The sequence below is a fragment of the Lacticaseibacillus boliensis genome, assembly GCF_054784775.1.
Genome location: NZ_BAAIHN010000010.1, coordinates 26516 through 45480, shown reverse-complemented (window position 1 = coordinate 45480; position 18965 = coordinate 26516). Strand labels below are relative to the sequence as shown.

17 protein-coding genes are annotated in these 18965 nt (G+C 54.6%); 8 read left to right on the top strand and 9 right to left on the bottom strand.

Annotated features, from left to right (window positions below):
* The first annotated feature begins 24 nt into the window (after positions 1–24).
* Positions 25–264, top strand: a complete 240-nt coding sequence (locus tag ACYVRB_RS06165) for a PspC domain-containing protein (RefSeq protein ID WP_461214222.1) — start codon at positions 25–27, stop codon at positions 262–264.
* A gap of 283 nt (positions 265–547) precedes the next feature.
* Here ACYVRB_RS06165 and ACYVRB_RS06160 read toward each other — a convergent pair whose 3' ends face one another.
* Positions 548–1252: a TIGR00266 family protein gene (locus ACYVRB_RS06160; protein WP_461214268.1), complete on the bottom strand. Its 705-nt coding sequence runs from the start codon at positions 1250–1252 to the stop codon at positions 548–550.
* 209 nt (positions 1253–1461) lie between these two features.
* Between ACYVRB_RS06160 and ACYVRB_RS06155 the strand changes: the two genes are divergently transcribed.
* The 6 genes from ACYVRB_RS06155 (at position 1462) to lepB (ending at position 6344) form a co-directional block, all read left to right on the top strand.
* Positions 1462–2262 carry an aldo/keto reductase gene (locus ACYVRB_RS06155; RefSeq protein WP_461214267.1) on the top strand — a complete coding sequence of 267 codons (801 nt, stop codon included), beginning with the start codon at positions 1462–1464 and terminating at the stop codon, positions 2260–2262.
* Positions 2263–2278: 16 nt separating this feature from the next.
* Positions 2279–2899 (top strand): SDR family oxidoreductase, encoded by a 621-nt coding sequence (locus ACYVRB_RS06150; RefSeq protein ID WP_461214221.1) that lies wholly within the window; start codon positions 2279–2281, stop codon positions 2897–2899.
* A gap of 399 nt (positions 2900–3298) precedes the next feature.
* A complete protein-coding gene (gene abc-f, locus ACYVRB_RS06145) occupies positions 3299–4783 on the top strand; it encodes a ribosomal protection-like ABC-F family protein (protein ID WP_461214220.1) in 1485 nt (494 codons plus the stop codon).
* Between the two features lie 30 nt (positions 4784–4813).
* A complete protein-coding gene (locus ACYVRB_RS06140) occupies positions 4814–5230 on the top strand; it encodes an OsmC family protein (RefSeq protein WP_461214219.1) in 417 nt (138 codons plus the stop codon).
* Between the two features lie 77 nt (positions 5231–5307).
* A complete protein-coding gene (locus tag ACYVRB_RS06135) occupies positions 5308–5748 on the top strand; it encodes an OsmC family protein (protein WP_461214266.1) in 441 nt (146 codons plus the stop codon).
* A gap of 20 nt (positions 5749–5768) precedes the next feature.
* Positions 5769–6344, top strand: a complete 576-nt coding sequence (gene lepB / locus ACYVRB_RS06130) for a signal peptidase I (protein WP_461214217.1) — start codon at positions 5769–5771, stop codon at positions 6342–6344.
* Between the two features lie 318 nt (positions 6345–6662).
* Here lepB and ACYVRB_RS06125 read toward each other — a convergent pair whose 3' ends face one another.
* The gene (locus tag ACYVRB_RS06125; RefSeq protein WP_461214216.1) at positions 6663–9275 is read right to left on the bottom strand and encodes an ABC transporter permease; all 2613 of its coding nucleotides are present in this window, start codon (positions 9273–9275) and stop codon (positions 6663–6665) included.
* A 5-nt stretch (positions 9276–9280) separates the two neighbouring features.
* A complete protein-coding gene (locus ACYVRB_RS06120) occupies positions 9281–9982 on the bottom strand; it encodes an ABC transporter ATP-binding protein (RefSeq protein WP_461214215.1) in 702 nt (233 codons plus the stop codon).
* Positions 9983–10107: 125 nt separating this feature from the next.
* On the opposite strand from ACYVRB_RS06120, the gene ACYVRB_RS06115 reads away from it, so the two are divergent.
* Entirely contained in the window at positions 10108–10647 is a 540-nt protein-coding gene (locus ACYVRB_RS06115; protein WP_461214214.1) for a TetR/AcrR family transcriptional regulator, read from the top strand.
* Between the two features lie 60 nt (positions 10648–10707).
* On the opposite strand, the gene ACYVRB_RS06110 is transcribed toward ACYVRB_RS06115, so the two are convergent.
* The 6 genes from ACYVRB_RS06110 to ACYVRB_RS06085 all read right to left on the bottom strand — a co-directional run bounded on the left by ACYVRB_RS06110 (position 10708) and on the right by ACYVRB_RS06085 (position 18900).
* Positions 10708–10908, bottom strand: a complete 201-nt coding sequence (locus tag ACYVRB_RS06110) for a cold-shock protein (RefSeq protein WP_125753234.1) — start codon at positions 10906–10908, stop codon at positions 10708–10710.
* Between the two features lie 281 nt (positions 10909–11189).
* Positions 11190–12533 carry an NADP-specific glutamate dehydrogenase gene (gene gdhA / locus ACYVRB_RS06105; protein WP_461214212.1) on the bottom strand — a complete coding sequence of 448 codons (1344 nt, stop codon included), beginning with the start codon at positions 12531–12533 and terminating at the stop codon, positions 11190–11192.
* 249 nt (positions 12534–12782) lie between these two features.
* On the bottom strand, positions 12783–14219 hold the full coding sequence (locus tag ACYVRB_RS06100) for an APC family permease (RefSeq protein ID WP_461214211.1): 1437 nt from the start codon (positions 14217–14219) through the stop codon (positions 12783–12785).
* A gap of 218 nt (positions 14220–14437) precedes the next feature.
* Complete coding sequence (gene sstT, locus ACYVRB_RS06095) at positions 14438–15742, bottom strand: serine/threonine transporter SstT (RefSeq protein ID WP_461214210.1); 1305 nt, start codon at positions 15740–15742, stop codon at positions 14438–14440.
* A 163-nt stretch (positions 15743–15905) separates the two neighbouring features.
* Positions 15906–17159: a serine/threonine transporter SstT gene (gene sstT / locus ACYVRB_RS06090; protein ID WP_461214209.1), complete on the bottom strand. Its 1254-nt coding sequence runs from the start codon at positions 17157–17159 to the stop codon at positions 15906–15908.
* 103 nt (positions 17160–17262) lie between these two features.
* Positions 17263–18900 carry a peptide ABC transporter substrate-binding protein gene (locus tag ACYVRB_RS06085; RefSeq protein ID WP_461214208.1) on the bottom strand — a complete coding sequence of 546 codons (1638 nt, stop codon included), beginning with the start codon at positions 18898–18900 and terminating at the stop codon, positions 17263–17265.
* Positions 18901–18965 lie beyond the last annotated feature (65 nt).

The window sequence follows — 18965 nt, the reverse complement described above, 5'->3', positions numbered from 1 at the left end:
TTAAATCAAAAAGGTGGTGGCACGATGGCCGATAAGCCGTATCGCAAACTGTATCGTTCCCGAGACAACGCTTGGTTAGGCGGGGTTTGCGGTGGTATCGGGGAGTATTTCAACATCGACCCTTTGATCATCCGTTTGCTCTTCATACTTTTTGCCAGTGGTGGCGGACTCTACTTCATCTTGTGGCTGATCATCCCCAAAGCACCGCTTGAAGATGAACCGTCAGGCGATCGTCGAAACGACGATGATTGGTCAGACTTTTAATTTTCCAACTCAAGAGGCACCACGTCATTCGAAGTCAGAATGCGTGGTGCCTCTTGAGTTGGACCAGATTCTTGATCAACGTCGCATGATGGTATCCGGACGCACCAAAGTCACGGTGCGGCGTCTGCATCGTGGCTGGTATTGATGGATAACTCAAATAAGCTGTTTTGCGTTCAAATTTTTGCTAGGTGCGTTTCGTCTCAACTCTTGAAACCATTGGCTCAAGGGGTGTAATCGATCGCAACAATTAGCCTTGCCATTTATCTGCACCCCCTTGCTCGGTCTAAGACTGCTTGCTTGGCACGTATGGCACAATTAATTTTGCCAGCGCCTCGATGTTGCGCGTCTGGATGTAAACCCGGCCACGCCCGGAAAAGCGGTTGACCAACCCTTCCCCGGTGGTAAACCCGAAGACCCCACTGGCCGCTTCAATATGATAAGTCAGCGTGTCTGCCCAGGCCACGACATGACTGTTATCGACCACATAATCATGGCTGCCATCCAGATCGACGGCGACCATGTCGCCATACGCGCTGACAAGCATCGTCCCACTACCGCTGGTTTGCATGATGAAAAAGCCGCCGGTGCCACCAAACAAGGCGCCGCCCACGTGCTGCGCGATCATCTGATAACCAGTCGTACTGTCGCCTGCCAAAAACGCGCCTGTGTTCAGGCACCACTGGTGTTGCGCATCGAGCGTCAGCGCCCGGATCGCGCCTGGGTTGGCCGGCGCGATGCCGAGTTCACCACCGGCATTGGTACCGGTCGCGGTGGTGATGAAAAAGCTCTCGCCACTGGTCATCGACCGCCCGACGGCACTCAACAGGCCGCCCAAGCCTTTTTTGCCATTACTGTTCATCTTACCGGCCAGCTCCACATTCCCGTTATGATAGATCATGGCCCCAGACTCGATCTGTACTGATTCCCCACGATCAAGCGTCAAGACGATCATTGGAAACGTGTCACTTCCTTGCGTCGTATACCGCATCATTCTTCCTCCTTGAGATCTGCACCCTTAAATACTGTAAGAATACGCTGTCACAAGCGCCGACACAACTTACAAAATCGTCATCTCAAACCCTGACTTAACAGTCGCAACCGCTTACGGTACAATGAAGGAAGACTCACAATAAGGAAGTAGGTGATTTGGTGTTCCCCACGATCCAACTTGCAGACACCACCGTACCAATCTTAGGAATGGGCACTTGGCGTCTCGGCGAAGGTGACGAAGCGCTCAGTGACCAAGAAATCGCGACCCTGCGCTACGGTCTCGATCACGGGTTGACCGTCATCGACACCGCCGAGATGTATGGTGAAGGCCGCTCAGAAACGCTTGTCGGTAAAGCCATTGCGCCGTATGACCGCCACCAAATCTTTCTGATCTCTAAATTCTACCCGTGGCACGCCACCGCGCGGCAGATGCGCAAGTCCTTAGAGCAGACGTTAGCTCGTCTTGGCACGGATTATCTGGATCTCTACCTCTACCATTGGCGCGGCAACACCCCGCTTGACGAAACGATTGCCGGGCTCGAGGCCTTGCGCCAAGCCGGTTTGATTCGGGCCTTCGGGGTGTCTAATTTCGATGTGCAAGACCTCCAAGCCGCCCAGTCGGTACCTGGTGGTCCGGCGATCTGTGCCAACGAGGTGTTATACAACCTTCAGGCCCGTGGCATCGAATACGACCTGATCCCTTATCAGCAACAACACGACCAGACGTTGATCGGCTATTCACCGTTCAATTCTGGACAAGGCGATACCATCCGGCTACCGCGACCGTTACTCCACCTCGCACGCGTCAAAAACATTTCCAGCCATCAACTCATGTTGGCATGGACGCTGCGTCACCACGATCTTTTATCGATTCCAAAAGCCAGCTCGATCGCGCACATGCAAGCCAATCTCGGTGCCTTAGCAGTCACATTCACCCAAGACGAGCTCGCGTTGATCGATGATGCTTTTCCTAGTCCGACTCATAAACAACCCTTGACCATGATCTAACTCTGGAGGTTTTAAAATGAATATTTTTGTTATCGGTGCTCACGGCCAAGTTGGTCAGCACGTTGTTGATACATTGCTTGATAACGACTATCACGTTATCGCCGGTTACCGCGATCCGGACAACCAAGCGCCAGAACAAACCAACGCGCAACTGCGCGCTGTAAAGTGCGACCTGACCGGCAGCATTGCCAGCCTGGCCGCGGCAATGCGCGGGTGTGACGCGGTGATTTTTGCCGCCGGTTCTCGCGGCAAGGCGCTCCTGGCAGTCGATCTTGATGGTGCCGTCAAAGCCATGGAAGCCGCCCAGATTGCCGGCATTCCCCGTTTCATTCAACTCAGTACCTTAAACGCCGGCGACCGCGCCAAGTGGCCAGCCAGCCTGAACGATTATTACATTGCGAAGTATTATGCCGACGAATGGCTTCAACATCACACCACCTTGGATTATGTCATCGTCCAACCGACCACGCTGACCAACGACGCACCGACTGGGGCCATCAAGTTTGATCCCAGTTGGGACGACAAGATCACGCGCCAAGACGTCGCCACGGTCTTAGTTGAAGCAATCGAATCCGATCAACACCGCACGACCATCAAGATCGCCAACGGGAATTTACCGATCGCTCAGGCGCTTTAACCACTTAACCGCATCAATGTACGTTCCACCGATCAGCACGGCCATCGAGCAATTTGACGGCCGTGCTGATTCTTTTGTTCTGCGTCAGCGATGGCTGACGACGCGGCTTTGCCGCTTGTTCCGCCGTTTTTTGAAGCGGCCTATGCTTGACAGGATAAATTAAAGCTGATAAGTTATTAACGAAATCATCCACGGAAAAGAGTGAAGCCCTTGAAGTAAGTCCATTGACGAATTTGTACCTGACCCGCACGCGCAGTGGCGACGTCTGGACATTTTGTGTTCAATGGACGAACTTCCTTAGGCTGGCTTCACGCCTAAGGTCTAGCGACAGCTAGGCCTTTTTGCGTGCCCTGCCTCCTTGCGTTTTGCGGATCCCGCTTTCAATCAGGAGGTCGCACTATGTCGACAATTACCATCAAACATCTGAACTTTGCTTACGACGGGCAAGCCCCGTTATTCACCGATACCAACTTTTATCTCGACACCAGCTGGCACTTAGGACTGGTCGGGCGCAACGGACGCGGGAAAACGACGCTACTGCGGCTCCTGCAAGGCCAGCTCGAGCACGCCGGCGATCTCCACGTGCCGGTTGCGTTGACCTACTTCCCCCAGCCGATCGCAGATCCCAGCCAGCTGACGCTGTACGCCTTGCAAGAAGCCAACGACTTCGAACAATGGCAACTTGAGCGCGAGTTGAACCTGATGGGCATGTCGCCCGACCTGCTTTGGCGGCCTTATGTCGATCTGTCAGGCGGCGAGCAGACGAAGCTTCGCTTGGCGTTGCTGTTCACTGACACCGACCGCTTTGCTTTGATCGACGAGCCGACCAACCATCTTGATACCGCCTCGCGCCAGCTGGTCGCTGATTACCTGAAGCGCAAGTCTGGCTTCATCGTCATCAGCCACGACCGGCATTTTCTCGATCAAGTCACCGACCACACGCTGGCCATTGACCGCCAACAGATCACGCTATACCAAGGCAATTACAGCACCTATGCCGACGCCAAGGCAAACCAAGACGCCGCCGAGCGCGCAGAAGACCAGAAGTTGCGCCGCGATATCCACCGCCTCGAACAAACCGCGGCGGAAAAAGCGCGCTGGTCGGCCTCCCGGGAAAAAGACAAATACGGCGACCGCCACGTCAAAGGCTCCGGCGCCGTTTACGACACCGGCTTCATTGGGGCGCGGGCCGCGCGCGTCATGCAAAAACGCAAGAATCTCGAGCGACGCATGGACCATGAGCTCGAAACCAAAGCCGGTTTGCTCAAAAACATCGAAGACGTGGCGCCGTTGACCATCAACACCTTGCCCGACCACCATGCAGTCTACATCCACGCCGACCAATTTCAGCTTGGCCACGACGGCACCACGCTGTTCGCACCCGTCAGCTTTGATGTGCGCCCCGGCGAACGCGTCGCCTTGGTCGGCCCCAACGGGATTGGCAAGTCATCGCTGCTTCACGTACTGGCCGGCCAATTTACCGGCGATACAACCGGCACCTTGTTGCATCCCCAACTCACGCTCAGCTGGGTCCGTCAACAATATCACAATCGTGGTACGCTGGCGGCCTTCGCTCAGGCGCAACACCTCGATTATCAGGCCTTGTTGAACAACCTGAAGAAACTAGGCCTCGAGCGGGCGAGCTTCACCACCCCGATCGAGTCGATGTCGATGGGGCAACAGAAAAAAGTCGAGCTGGCGGCGTCTCTGGTCACCCCGGCCAACCTTTTCGTCTGGGATGAGCCCTTGAATTATCTCGATTTATACAACCAAGACCAGTTGGCGGACAGCATTCTCGCCTCCCAGCCGACGATCCTTTTTGTCGAACACGACACCGACTTCATCGAACGTGTCGCCACCAAAGTCATCACCCTTGGCGTATAATCGAGGCAATCTAGGAAAGAAGGCATCTACATGGAATCTCTTTATCATACTTTTGCTGTTAACGCGACCGGGCTGCCTGGCACCAGCTACATCCAAGCGCGCGAAGGCTTACAACTAGGCGTCTCCAGTCCGCTCACAGAACAGCCAGGCACCAACCCGGAACAACTGGTTGGCTTGGCGCTGGCGACCTGCCTCAACGCCACGCTGCACACCATCGAAGCGCGACAACACGAACCTGTCGACGCGACGGTTCGCGTCCGCGTGGATATGGGGCGCGATGTGGCAGGCTACCAGTTTACCCTCAACGCTGAAGCCCAATTGCCAGAACATTCCCAACAAGCCGCGCAGGCAATCCTTGACCAGGCACAGCGGGAATGCCCGATGGCAAAACTACTTCACGATAGTGCCAACGTTACCATCACACTAGTCACTGAATTTAGTGACTAATCGCGCACAACGTGGTACTCTGAAAGCGACTACAAAATAACTGTTCAGCCGGTGGGGGGCCGCAGAACAACGGAGGAATTCCGATGGCATCGCTATATCACACTTTTGTTCAAAACCATAACGGATTGACCGGTACCAGCTTCGTCGAAGGTGACGAAGGGCTAGCCTTGGGTGTCTCCAGTTCGCTCATCAAGGCCCCTGGCACCAATCCGGAGCAGTTCATCGGCTTTGCTTTGGCGACGTGCTTCAACGCCACCATTCGTATCGTTCAACATCGTCAGTCGCAACCGGAAAACTCACAGCTGCGCGTCCGCGTCGATATCGAACACGACACGATCGGTTACCAGTTTATCGTCACCGCGCAGATCCGCATGCCGGGTTATGACGAGTCGGCTGCCCAAGCCATCATCGCCCAAGCGCTTGATGAGTGCCCGGTGGCAAAGTTGTTGAAGGATAACCAAAACGTTCACTTCCAACTGGTCGACGACTTCAGCGACGACCCTCTCCTTGGGGAATAGTTTCGAAAGAAGGTGGCGCCGTGGCGTCTCATGATAAATCTACTTGGCGCTGGCTCCTTTTGCTGATTGTCGTTTTCATCGGTGTGTTTCTTTCGACGCGCTATTTTGTCGCTAACGATATCGTCTCTGGCAACTCGATGCAACCGACACTCCAATCGGGTCAACGGTTGCTGTCGCTTAAGCACAAACGCCCACATCGGTTCGACATCATCGTCTTAGATGCACCTGATCATGCCAGCGGGCTCTACATCAAGCGTGTCATCGGCATGCCTGGAGACACCGTTGCGGTCAAAGATGATCATCTCTATATCAATGGCAAGCCATATGCCGAACCTTATTTGCAAACCGCATTTGCCAAGCGCGAGTTAGCACAGTATGCCAAGACCTACCACCTCAAGCATTTCACCGCAAATTTTGACCTTCAACACCTGAAGTCGACCCAGGCCAAGCGAGTCCCCGCCCACAGCTACTTCGTGATGGGTGACAACCGGCTGATTTCCAACGACGGGCGAGCGTTTGGATTTATCACCCAATCTCAAGTCGAATCGGTCATTGTTTGGCGTTATTGGCCGCTGGGGACAGTTAAAGTCTTATGACTAGACGCAAAAACCCAGACCAGAACCTATATCCTTAGGTTTTGGTCTGGGTTTTCTTGTGCGGTTTGGGTTATTCGTCGAGTTACGCAAAGCAACGCGATCGGGTATATGTCATCTCGGTCACGCGCCGGCGTTGCCGTCACGCACCCAAGCTGTCTTATTCCCATCGCTAAAACCGCTTTGCTTCGCTCTGGGTTATTCGTCGAGCTACGTGGCGCAACGGCGGGCTGTCTAAGCTGTCCCGGTCACGCGCGGCACTGCCGCATGCACCCAGGCCATCTTAGACTCCCGCCTAATATCGCTTTGCTTCGCTCTGGGTTATTCCGTAGCCTTGAGCGCAGAGACCATGTCGACGTGTTGGAGGCGTTTGTGGGTGACCAGCATCACGATGCCGGTGAAACAGGCCATCAAGACTGTGGCGGCGATGTAGCCCGGCCAGTGGATGACAAGCGGAAACATTACTTGTGCCGTTGTGGCTTGACGCAAAATGTACCAGGTCAAGGCGTTACCGACGAAGAAGCCAAAGATGATGCCGACAATGGTCAAGACGATATTTTCTCGCGAGATGTACATGGTCACTTCCCGATCGTAGAAACCAAGCACCTTAACCGTCGATAGCTCCCGAATCCGTTCGGAAACATTGATATTGGTCAGATTGTACATCACGACAAAAGACAAGAGTCCCGACATCACGATGAAGATCACGACCACCGGTGTCAGCGTTCCTGACATCTGATCGATGCTGTTCTTTTGATCTGCCACATAGCTCGTCCCAAGCACCGCCTTAGATGCCAACAGCTTGTGGGCTAAGGCGTTGCGCTGTTTATCAGATTGCGGCGCCAATCGCACCAACAGCGCGTTGCTGACAGCCGCCTTGCTCCAAGCTTCGCGGTATGCGCCGGCGCTCATGTAGAGATAATCCCCGATGTAGTTCTTGGCGATGGCGGCGATTTTCACCTGTGCGACTTTGCCGCCGGTCAGATGCACGCGCACGCGCTGTCCGGCAGACACGCCGAGCAACGTCGCCGTTTTTTGACTGATGACCGCACCTTTGGCCGGCAAGGTGAGCTTGTTGCCTTTGGTGCTGGTCAGATGGATATAGCGAGAAAAGGCGGCGGTTTTTGGCGTGAACACATTGACGGAATCCACACTTTCGTCGCCGTAGCGCAACTTGGCGGTTTTCGCAGCGATCGGCGTGCTACTGCGATACTGATCGTTACGCTGCAACACTTTGCGGGCGGCGGCTTCTGAATCGCTGTCAGCCAGTGACACGACCGTCTGGTATTTGACGATGTCGCCATACTGGCGGGTGCTAGAGGCGATGATCGAATCGCGGATGCCAAATCCGGTCAGGATCAACGCACAGCCGCCGGCGATGCCGACGATCGACATCACCATCCGGCTTTTATAGCGGAACAAGTTACGGTACGAGACCTTCTGGTTGAAGTTCAATCGCGACCACAGTGGCGTGATCCGCTCGAGTAAAATCCGCTTGGCAGATTTTGGCGCTTTTGGCAGCATCAACGCCGCCGGTCCTTCCTCGAGTTCATGGCGTACCACATAAGCCGCCGCCCCGACGGAAGCCAGCAACGCGAACACCATCGCCAAAGCGAAGCTCCCCCACTGGAAGCGTACCGTTTGCGTCAGCGGCAAGTAGCTGTCATACATCGACAAAATGAAGCGTGGCAGCGTCATGTTCCCGATCCAGCTACCGAGCACACCGCCGACGATCGCAGCGATCAAGGCATATTCCAGATAATTCTTGGCGATCGCCCATTTACCGTATCCCAACGCCTTGAACGTTCCGATCTGTCCGCGCGCCTCTTCCACCATCCGCGTAATGGTGGTGAAGGTGATCAACGCAGCGATCAAGAAGAAAAACACCGGAAACACATTGGCGATGGCGGCGATCCGCTCGCTAGACTCGCCATACGCAGAAAAGCCTGGCAGATCAGACCGGTCTTGCCATGTGTAGGTGGTTTTTGCCGCCTGCTTGGCCTTGGTGCGTGCCTGATCCAGCTTGGTCTGTGCGGCTTTGAGCGTCGCTTCTTGCTTGCTGATCGCCGGCGTTGTGCTCAGCGCCCCGCTTGAAGCTTGAGCGACCTGCGCCTTAGCGGCTGCCAGCTGCTTGGTGCCGGCATCGAGCTTGGCTTGTTGCGTGTCGAGCTGCTTGGCCGCGTCTTGGTAGACCTCGTCGGCACGCTGCGTGGCGCGCGGCTTGAAAGCGGCCTTCAGCTTCTTGAGCTTGGCATTGCGTGCGGTCTTGTAGCTATCCGCATAAGTATTTTCCCCTTGTAGCGACTTGAAGCGGATGTTCAACATGGTCGCCACCGGCAGATCGATCTGTTGTTGCGGGACATAAGCGAAAAAGCGAACGGTCCCGTCGCCAACATTGGCGGCCCCGCGCAACCCGTTGTCGATATATTGCGGCGAATCTGCAAACCCGACGACTGTGAAACTGCGGCGCTTCATGCTGGCGTCTTTGTCGAACCTAAACGTCTGCCCGAGCTTGTAACCGTAGTCGGTTTTGGCCTTTTGGTCCAGCACGATCTGGTTGGCTTGTCTCGGCAAGTGCCCGCTGCGCAGCACCAACCGGTTAATATCCGCATGTGGCTGATAGCCATACACCGCCACCGCCTGAGCGTCTTTGCCGCCAGTGGCATAGGTCAGCTTCACCTTTTCTGCTTGGGCGCCGGCGACTTTTTCTGCGGTTTGGATGTCTTTAGCCGTGAAGCCCGTCGTGCTCATCAGCTGAACGTCTGCGAGGTGGTGTTTTTGCACGGTGGTGGTCATGGATTCGTTGAGCCCCGGTCCCGCGGCACGCACGCCGACAAAAATCAAACAGCCCATCATAATGATCAAGATGATCGCGATGAAGCGACCACGGCTGGCGCGGATCTCACGCCAGAGATTTTTCGTCATGGGTTTCATCGCCATCACCACTCGATCTCGGCTACCGGCGTCGGGCTCGGGTTATCGACAACCTCGCGCACCCGCGCGTCGTTGATGCGGATCACCCGATCGGCCATCTTGGCCAACGCGGCGTTGTGCGTGATGATCAGCACCGTTTTGTTCGCCTTACGCGACGCGTCTTGCAAGAGCTGCAAGACCTGCTTGCCAGTCTCATAATCCAACGCCCCGGTCGGTTCATCACACAACAAGAGCTTGGGGTTTTTCGCCAACGCCCGCGCGATGGCAACACGCTGCTGTTCCCCACCGGAAAGTTGCGACGGGAAGTTGTCCAGCCGCTCGCCTAAGCCGACCTGGCGCAAGGTTTCTTCGGCGTCTAAGGCGTCGTCAACGATCGAGTTGGCCAGTTCAACGTTTTCTTTAGTCGTCAAATTAGGCACCAAGTTGTAGAACTGGAACACGAACCCGACGTTGCTGCGGCGGTATTCGGTCAGTTGCTTGTCGTTGAACTGGGCGATATCCACGCCATCGATCAGCACTTGGCCCGATGTCGGCGTGTCCATCCCGCCGAGAATGTTCAACACAGTCGATTTGCCGGCGCCACTGGGGCCGAGGATCACGGTCAGTTGTCCCTGCTCGCACTCAAAATTCAAGTCGTGGTTAGCGTGGATCTTGGTCTCGCCCATCTGGTAGGTCTTGTATTCGTTTTTAACTTCGATGTATGCCACAGAATGTCCCCCTCAATGCTTATTGTTAATATTATCCCGCTGTGGCAAAATGACAGCAACGACAAAAAGCATCAGTCTGTCATGAATTGAACACAATGTTCAATTTATGGCGAAAGGAAGCCCTCATGGTCGGCATCAAAAACAATCGCCGGGTCCAATACACCCGCGACCAACTCAAACGCGCCTTGATTGCATTGCTAAGTACTCAACCTTTGGCCAGCGTGACCGTCACCGCCATCTGCCAAGAAGCGGATGTCAATCGCGGCACCTTTTACGCACACTACGATAACCCCGCCGCCTTGTTCCACGAGATCGAACGCGACCTCGTCAAGCAAGTGACGCCGCTGATCCACAGCGAAGCCGACCTGATGAGCTGGCTACCGCAAGTTCTCGCCGTCGTCGCCCAAGCGGACACCGCCACCGCGATCATTTTGCAAAACATCGAAGCCAGCCCAGTGCTCCAGACGATCCTTCAGCCCTTGCGCACCCAGACGCTGCGCAGTTACGCCCAGCGCTTTTCGGAATCCGATCCCGCCTTGTTGAACTATTATTTTGATTATTATTTCAACGGCGCCATTCACGTCATCACCCGCTGGTTGGCCAATGATGCCAAGGAATCGCCGGAAGCGATCGCGACGATCATTGCCAATGTGGCTAATGCCTGAAGACACAAAAAAACCGCTCCGGCTATTGCCGGAACGGTTTTTTAATATTAACGCGCTGGATTACAGCTTGTTAACGTTAGCAGCCTGAGGCCCACGATCGGATTGTTCGATATCGTAGGAAACAGCTTGGCCTTCGTCAAGAGACTTGTAGCCTTCGCCTTGGATAGCGGAGAAATGTACAAAGACGTCTTGGCCATCTTGACCTGTGATGAAGCCGTAACCTTTGTCTGCGTTAAACCATTTTACTGTGCCTTGTTGCATGTGATGAATCTCCTTTATAAAAAACATAGTGACAAACAACGGTAATCTCGAAAGGAAAATTCATTATGCATGACACAATAATTCTCGCTTCTGTTAATTACTTGAGTTCAGTATAACACAGACATCCAAATAAACCTAATGTTTTACCTGAAAGCGTCTACGAATTTCCCAATATATCGCCCAGTACTTCGCAAAAACACCTCTGGACCGCGCCTGACGAGACGCCACGATCCAGAGGTGCGATTGTTTTTTTATGCCTTAACTGGCCAAAGCGCCGGTGATTACCAGCCTTGGGCGGTCATCGCGTCGGCAACCTTGGTGAAGCCGGCGATGTTGGCACCGGCAAGATAGTCGCCGGCAACGCCGTATTCGTTGGCCGCATCGACCGAGTTTTGGAACAAGGTTTCCATGATTGCTTTCAGCTCACCATCAACGGTTTCGAATGAATCGGAAGCGCGGCGAGAGTTTTGTCCCATTTCCAGCGCGGATACCGCAACGCCACCGGCGTTAGCGGCCTTGGCTGGGCCGTAAAGGATCCCGTTGCCTTGATATTCGGCGATCGCTTCCGGTGTAGATGGCATGTTGGCCCCTTCGGCAACAGCGATGGCGCCGTTAGCGCGAAGCTTCTTGGCCTGGTCGCCGTTGATCTCGTTTTGGGTCGCGCATGGCAATGCGACATCATAGTTGATGTCAGCATCCCAAACAGAGCCTTCATGGTATTCAGCCGTGGCCACGCGCTTGGCGTATTCGCTGATCCGTGCGCGTTCAACTTCTTTGATCTGCTTCAAGGTCGCCACGTCGATCCCGTTTTCGTCGTAGACATAGCCGCTGGAATCAGAAACCGTTAAGACCTTGGCGCCATACTGCTCGGCTTTTTCAGTCGCATAGATCGCCACGTTGCCGGCACCAGAGATCACGACGCGCTTGTTTTCCAGGCTCTGGCCGTTTTCTTTGAGCATCGCGTTGGTGTAATACAACAAGCCATAACCGGTGGCTTCGGTACGAGCCAATGAACCGCCGTAGCTCAAGCCTTTACCAGTCAAGATGCCGCGTTCTGCCCCGTGCAGGCGCTTGTACATCCCATACAGGTAACCGATCTCGCGGCCACCGACGCCGATGTCACCGGCTGGCACATCAATGTCCAACCCGATGTGGCGGTGTAATTCGAGCATGAAGCTTTGGCAAAAACGCATGATCTCGTTGTCTGACTTGCCTTTAGGATCGAAGTCAGAACCCCCTTTGCCGCCGCCGATCGGCAGGCCGGTCAAAGAGTTCTTGAAGATCTGTTCGAAGCCCAGGAATTTAACGATGGAAAGGTTAACGGAAGGATGCAACCGCAGGCCACCTTTGTAAGGGCCGATGGCGGAGTTGAACTGCACCCGGAAGCCTCGGTTGACTTGCATGTTGCCGGCATCATCCAACCACGGCACCTGGAACTGGATGGCCCGGTCTGGCTCGGTGATGCGCGCCAGCACGTTGGCCTTGATGTATTCTGGATGCTTTTCAAAAACAGGGGTGATGGTCTTAAAGAAGTTAGACACCGCTTCTTGGAATTCTGGTTGGTTCGGGTCGCGCTGTTGAATCTTCGCGCGGACCGCTGAAATGTAGTCGGTAGCTTGCGTCATATAATATCACCTTTCCTTTGTTAAGATACTATGAAAGCTTAGCACATTAAATGAGATTATGGTGAGTTTCTAAGAACTTGGTAGCAAAAAAGATAGTCATTGCCAACAAGCCCTTGTTATTGTATCACCTTTTTGTCTCGATTAGCATTGAAATCGGATTCATTTTTCATGCAAGCGACGTCAGCCTATCTCACCAGCCTCGCCGGCAAAAAAAGGATAGCCCCAGACAAGGACTACCCTAATTGTTGCTCAATCTTTCTTATCCAACACAGAATGATGGATCCCATAGGCGAGATAAACGATCACCCCGATCACAAACCAAGCGCCTGAATACAGCTTGGCTTGAATATCGAGCCCCATGAAGACGATCAGCGCCCCGATGAAAGCAAGCGCGGGCATGACCGGATAAAACGGCATCTTGAACGACGGATTGGCGATATCGACGCCTTCACGCGGTCGCAGGCGATAGATCCCCAAACTGACGAACATGAACGCGATCAGCGTCCCGGCAGAGATCAGCTGGGACAAGAAATCAAACGGGAACAAGGCCCCGATGATGACCCCGATGATCATCAAGGTCAACAAGGCATTATTTGGCAGCCCTTTGTTAGCGGTCAGCTTGCCCAAAGGTTTCGGCAACATGCCATCGCGCCCGAATGAATATAAGAGCCGGCTGCCGGCCATCATCATCCCGATCAAGGCCGTGAACATCCCGATCACCGCAACGGCTTCGATCACAGTCGCCGCCAATTGATGACCGGAATGGCGCAGCGCCCAGCCGACGGGTTCAGCGTTGCCGGCATACACGGAATATTTGAACATCCCGACCAGCACCAACGACACCGCCATGAACAAGATCACCGCAACGATCAAGCTCCCGATGATCCCGCGCGGCATAGTTTTTTCCGGATCCTTGGCTTCCGCAGAGTTGGCGGCAATCGAATCAAAGCCGATATACGCCAAGAAAATCGTGCTCATCCCCGCATAGATCCCTTTCCAGCCCCCGAACGCCGACCCGTCAGGATTGGGATGGTAGGCGGGAATGAACGGCGAGTAGTTCTCCCAGTGGATCGCGGTCAGGCCGATGGCGATGAACGCTAAGATGGCCAAGACCTTCAACACGACCAGTATGTTTTCCACGCGCGCGGCTTCATTGACGCCACGAGACAGCAATAGTGCCACCAAGATGATCACGACCGTCGCAATGATGTCGATGACCCCACCGTTGTGGCCTAGCGGATTGGCCAAGGCCGTGGGCACGACCAGCCCGAAGCTGGCCAGCAGGCCTCGTAGATTAGCTGACAAGCCCGAGGCGACAAAGGCCACGGCGATGAAGTACTCCGCTAACAAGGCCCAGCCGGCGATCCAGCCGAAAACCTCACCGAAAACCACGTTGATCCAAGAATAAGCGGATCCGGCAAACGGCATTGCCGCGGCCATTTCGGCATAGGCAAAGGCGACTAATCCGGCGACGATCGCGGCACCTAAACAAGACAAGGCGACGGCAGGCCCGGCATGGGTCGCCGCCACCACGCCAGGCAGCGTGAAGATCGTCGTCGACACGATCGTGCCGACACCTAGTGCCAGAAAGTCTTTGACCGTCAGCACTCGTGGCAAGTGAGAATCTTTATCTTCATATACGCTAGGATCTTCTTTTTGCGTCATTCGTTTGAAGAGCGCGTGCATTATTGTCCTCCTATAGAAACAGGCTCCCGCCTACATTTGTTGCATGGTAAGCGTTCGCCCTATGTATCGATTAACGTTGATTAAGATTATGAGAAACACCCTAAGTATTCTTCCATTATTACTCACTATTGTCAAGCACAGCCACAGGGGCTGTCGTCTGCACACAAAAGGCGCCCCCTGTAATCAGGAGGCGCCATCGGAGTCGCGTTAAATTTTAATTAAGCGTGTTCTGCGCCGTCTGCGGCAACAGGAACATCGATACGGGAAGACTCTTTTAGCTTTGCGGCACGAAGCGCGCCTTTCATATCGGCTTTCTTCCCGGTCTTCTTTTGCACATCGTGGTATTCAGCCGCGGCGGCGAAGAGCAGATCAGAAGCGGAATTGACCGCAGTTTCAACAGAGTCTTGGATGACCCCGATGATAAACCCGATCCCAACAACTTGCATGGCAATGTCGTTAGAGATCCCGAAGATCGAAGCGGCCATTGGGATGATCAGCAGACTCCCACCGGCGATGCCACTGGCACCAGTAGCGGCTAAGGCGGTCAGCAGGCATAAGATGATCGCCAAGAAGAACGACACATGGATGCCAAGCGTCGAGCAGGCCGCCAAGGTCATAACAGAAACCGTGATCGCAGCACCACCAGAATTGGCCGAGCCGCCAAGGGTGATCGAAACCGCATAAGATTCTTTATCGAGGCCGAGGTCTTCACAAGCCTGCAGGTTGATCGGGATGTTGACCGCGGAACTACGGGTGAAGAACGCAGGAATGCCAGAAACCTTCAGGGTCCACAGGGTCAACGGATATGGGTTTTGCCCAGTCATCACAAACACCATCAGTGGATACAAGACCAGATAAACCGCCGCCATGGTCCCGACTAACAAGAGCACGAGTTGGCCGTACTTCGCAACGCTGGCAAACCCGGTTTCGGAAATAGACGTGTAAACCAACCCAGCGATCCCAAACGGGGCAAATTCGATGACCAACTGCGCAACCTTGATGATCGCATCAGAAACTTCGGTGAGGACCTGCCGCGTCTGCTTGGAAGCAAGCCGCAGCGCAAACCCGATCATCAACGCCCAAAACAGGATCGACAGATAGTTCGCATTCACGATCGCGTCAAGCGGGTTGCCAACCGCGTTAACCAAGAGATTTTCGATCACCTTGGATAAACTTTTGGGAGCGGCAGAAGCAGCCACATGGACGCTCTTAGGAAAGGCCAACTTCAACGGGAAGATCCAAGAAGCGGCAACCGCAGCGAACGCTGACAGAAGCGTTGCTGACAGGTAAAGCTTGATAACGGAGCCAAAATGGTTCTGACCACCAGAATGGTAAGCAGAAATCGCGGCCATGATCAGGAAGAAGACCATGACTGGCGCGATCCCTTTCAACGCGCCAACGAACAACTGCCCCAAGACGCCGATGAAAGCCGCCTTAGGAAAAATAACTGCGAGTAAGCCACCGACCAACAAGCCGATGATAATTCGCAAGATCAAACTGACCGAACGATATTTAGCGAACATACGCAACTCCTCCTCATGTGTACCTTTAAGTTGATGTTGCTAATTGTACACTCTGCTCGCACATCTGTCTACGATTTTTGCCACAAAAAATGAGTTTTCGCTAAGATTCCAATGAAAAAAGCATTGGAACCGGTATCATCCCAATGCTTTTGCCATAAATCGTCTATTCTTTTGCTTTCGCTCGCCTGACCGCGGCGCGCATGTCGACCGGCGTCCCGGCAACGCGCCGGTCGCGGTATTCGGCCGCCGCCGTGAACAACAGATCCGCGGCGGAATTCACGGCAGTTTCGACCGAATCTTGGATCACCCCAATGATAAAGCCGACTCCCACGACCTGCATGGCGATATCGTTGGAAATGCCAAACAGCGACGCGGCCATCGGGATGATCAAAAGCGATCCGCCGGCGATCCCGGAAACCCCGGTTGACGCCAGCGCTGACAAAACGCACAAGATCAACGCAAGCGGCAAGCTGACGGTGATGCCCAGCGTGTAGCACGCCGCCAAGGTCATGATCGAGATCGTGATCGCGGCGCCGCCAGAGTTGGCTGAGGCACCTAAGGGAATGGATACCGCATACGAAGTCTCGTCGAGTTCGAGATCTTCGCACGCCTTCAGATTGATGGGAATATTGACGGCCCCACTGCGCGTGAAAAACGCCGGGATCCCGCTGACTTTAAGCGTCCACAGCGTCAACGGATACGGATTCTGGCGCGTCATCAGCCACACGATCAGCGGATACATGATGAGATAAACAAACGCCATCGCCCCCACCAGCAACACGACCAACTGGCCATACCGGGCGACACCGGCAAACCCGGTTTCGCTGATCGTGCTGAACATCAGCCCGACGATCCCAAACGGTGCCAGCTCGATGATCAGCTGCGCCACATGCGTGATCGCATTGGAAACTTCGGTGAGCACCTGCCGCGTCTGTTTGGAGGCCAAGCGCAAGGCAACCCCGATCATCAGCGCCCAAAACAAGATCGCTAAATAATTCGCCTGGCTGATTGCCTGCACCGGGTTGCCGACCGCGTTGACCAACAGATCTGAGATCACCTTGCCCAAGGCCTTAGGCGCCGCGCTGGTATCCACGTGCACGCTTTTTGGAAAAACCAAGCGGACCTTAAACATAAAACTGGCGATCACACCCACCGCCGCTGACAAAAACGTGGCAACCAGATAAACCACGATCACGGTGCCAAAGTGATTCTCACCGCCGCCTTCATAATGGGAAATGGCGCTCATGATGATGAAAAACACCATCACCGGCGCGATCCCTTTCAGTGCCCCGACGAACAATTGTCCCAAGACCCCGATCGCGCTGAACTGCGGCACAATCAATCCCAAAAGTGTGCCGACCACAATCCCAATCACGATCCGTAAGATCAAGCTTACCTCACAATACCGCTTAACCATTCTTTCACCCCTCACCATATCTCTTCTATTGTAATCGACCGGCCCCCAAAACGCACCGGAATCATTTCCCGGGAAATAAAAAAATCCGCGCTTGCGGATTTTTTTATTTCAGCCTTGCGCCGACGTAGTTATAAATATTGGCTGGGCTGTAGGTAAGCCCCTTGATCGTTGGGTTCACCAAGTGGGTCTCGACGGTTTGATACAGTGCCACAACACCCGCCTGGGAGGTCAACAATTGTTGTGCCTGTTGTAGATCTTGATACCGCTTGGTGGCATCGGCGGCGTCGGTTGTTTTAGACGCTGCGATCAGCGCATCGTACTGAGCGTTGTGCCAGGCCCCGAAGTTGTACGTGTTGCCGGTGGTGTACATATCCAAAAACGATACCGGATCCGGATAGTCGCCTTGCCAGCTGGACAGCACCAACTGCGTGTCTCCCGCCAACGACCGCGCCACGCGCGTCTTGAACGGCACCGGCTGCAGCTTCACCTTCAAGCCTGGCAACTGTTCCAGCGTCGACTGCAGATACACCGCCGTTTGTCTAGCCTGCTGGGTGTCATCTGTCAGCAGCGTCACGTGCAAGTTCGTCTTGCCCACCGCCTTCAGCCCTGACGCCCAAAGCTTTTTGGCCTTGGCCAGGTGATAGGTCGTATACTGACCCGCAGGCGATTGCGCCGCCTCCACGGAAAAGTCTTTGCCTGTCGTCGGATTCTGGGCGATTCCTTGGGGACTTAAGTTGCGTGCCGGGATCGACCCATCTCGCAAGACCTTGTCGACCAGTTGCGGCCGGTTGATCGCCAACGAGATGGCTTGCCGCAAGTCAACATTCTTGAAAGCCGGGACCTTGTTTTCGTTCATATCCAAATAGCTGGTCCGGCCTTGTTTCAAGCCGCGGTAGTCTTGATTGTGGCGCTGCGCCTGCGCGTCATCGCCGGTCAACACGGCGTCATCGAGTTTGCCTTGTTGATACAAACTCAGCGCGGTGGCAGAGTCTTTGACCACCGTGGTCTTGATGGTCTTGATGTGAACGTTCTTGGCGTTCCAATACTCGGGATTCTTCACTTCAGTCCACGCGGCATTGGTGCCGGTCCAGCCCTTCAGCGTGTACGGGCCGTTGTTGAGGACGTAGCGCGCTTGAGTGCCGTACTTATCGCCGTATTTGGTCACCGCGGCCTTGCTGAGCGGAAAGAAAACCGGGTTGACCATCATCGTGTTGAAGTACGGGATCGCATGCTCGAGGGTAACTTCCAAGGTGTGGGCATCGACTGCCTTCACGCCTAACGTCGCCGGCGCCGCGTTGCCTGAACGGATCGCGTCCGCATTTTTGATGCCGGAGAAAAGGTACGCGTATTCGGACTTGGTCGCAGGCGTCACGGCCCGTCGCCAAGCATAAACAAAATCCGCCGCCGTGACCGGCTTACCATTAGTCCATCGCGACTGCCGCAGGTGATAAGTATACGTCAAGCCGCCGTTGGTCGGTTGGACCACGGATTTAGCCACTGCCGGTTCCAGCTGATTGCCTGAATACCGATACAGGCCGTCCATCGTGTCGACTGCGGTCTGCCCCGAAATGACATCGATGATCTTGGCGTTGTCTTGCGTCTGGATCACATCTTTGGCCATTCGCGACCAGGTGTTGGTTTGCGCCGGGGTCTTCTTCTTGCTGGTCTGCTCACCACAAGCCGCCAGCAGCACGGCTGCTACCAGCAGTGCGCCTGCTGTCACGCCTTTTTTTACGTTCATCTGCGGCCACTCCTTCCATTAAGTATCTGTTCTCCACACTACGTGAAAATCGCGCAGAAGTAAAG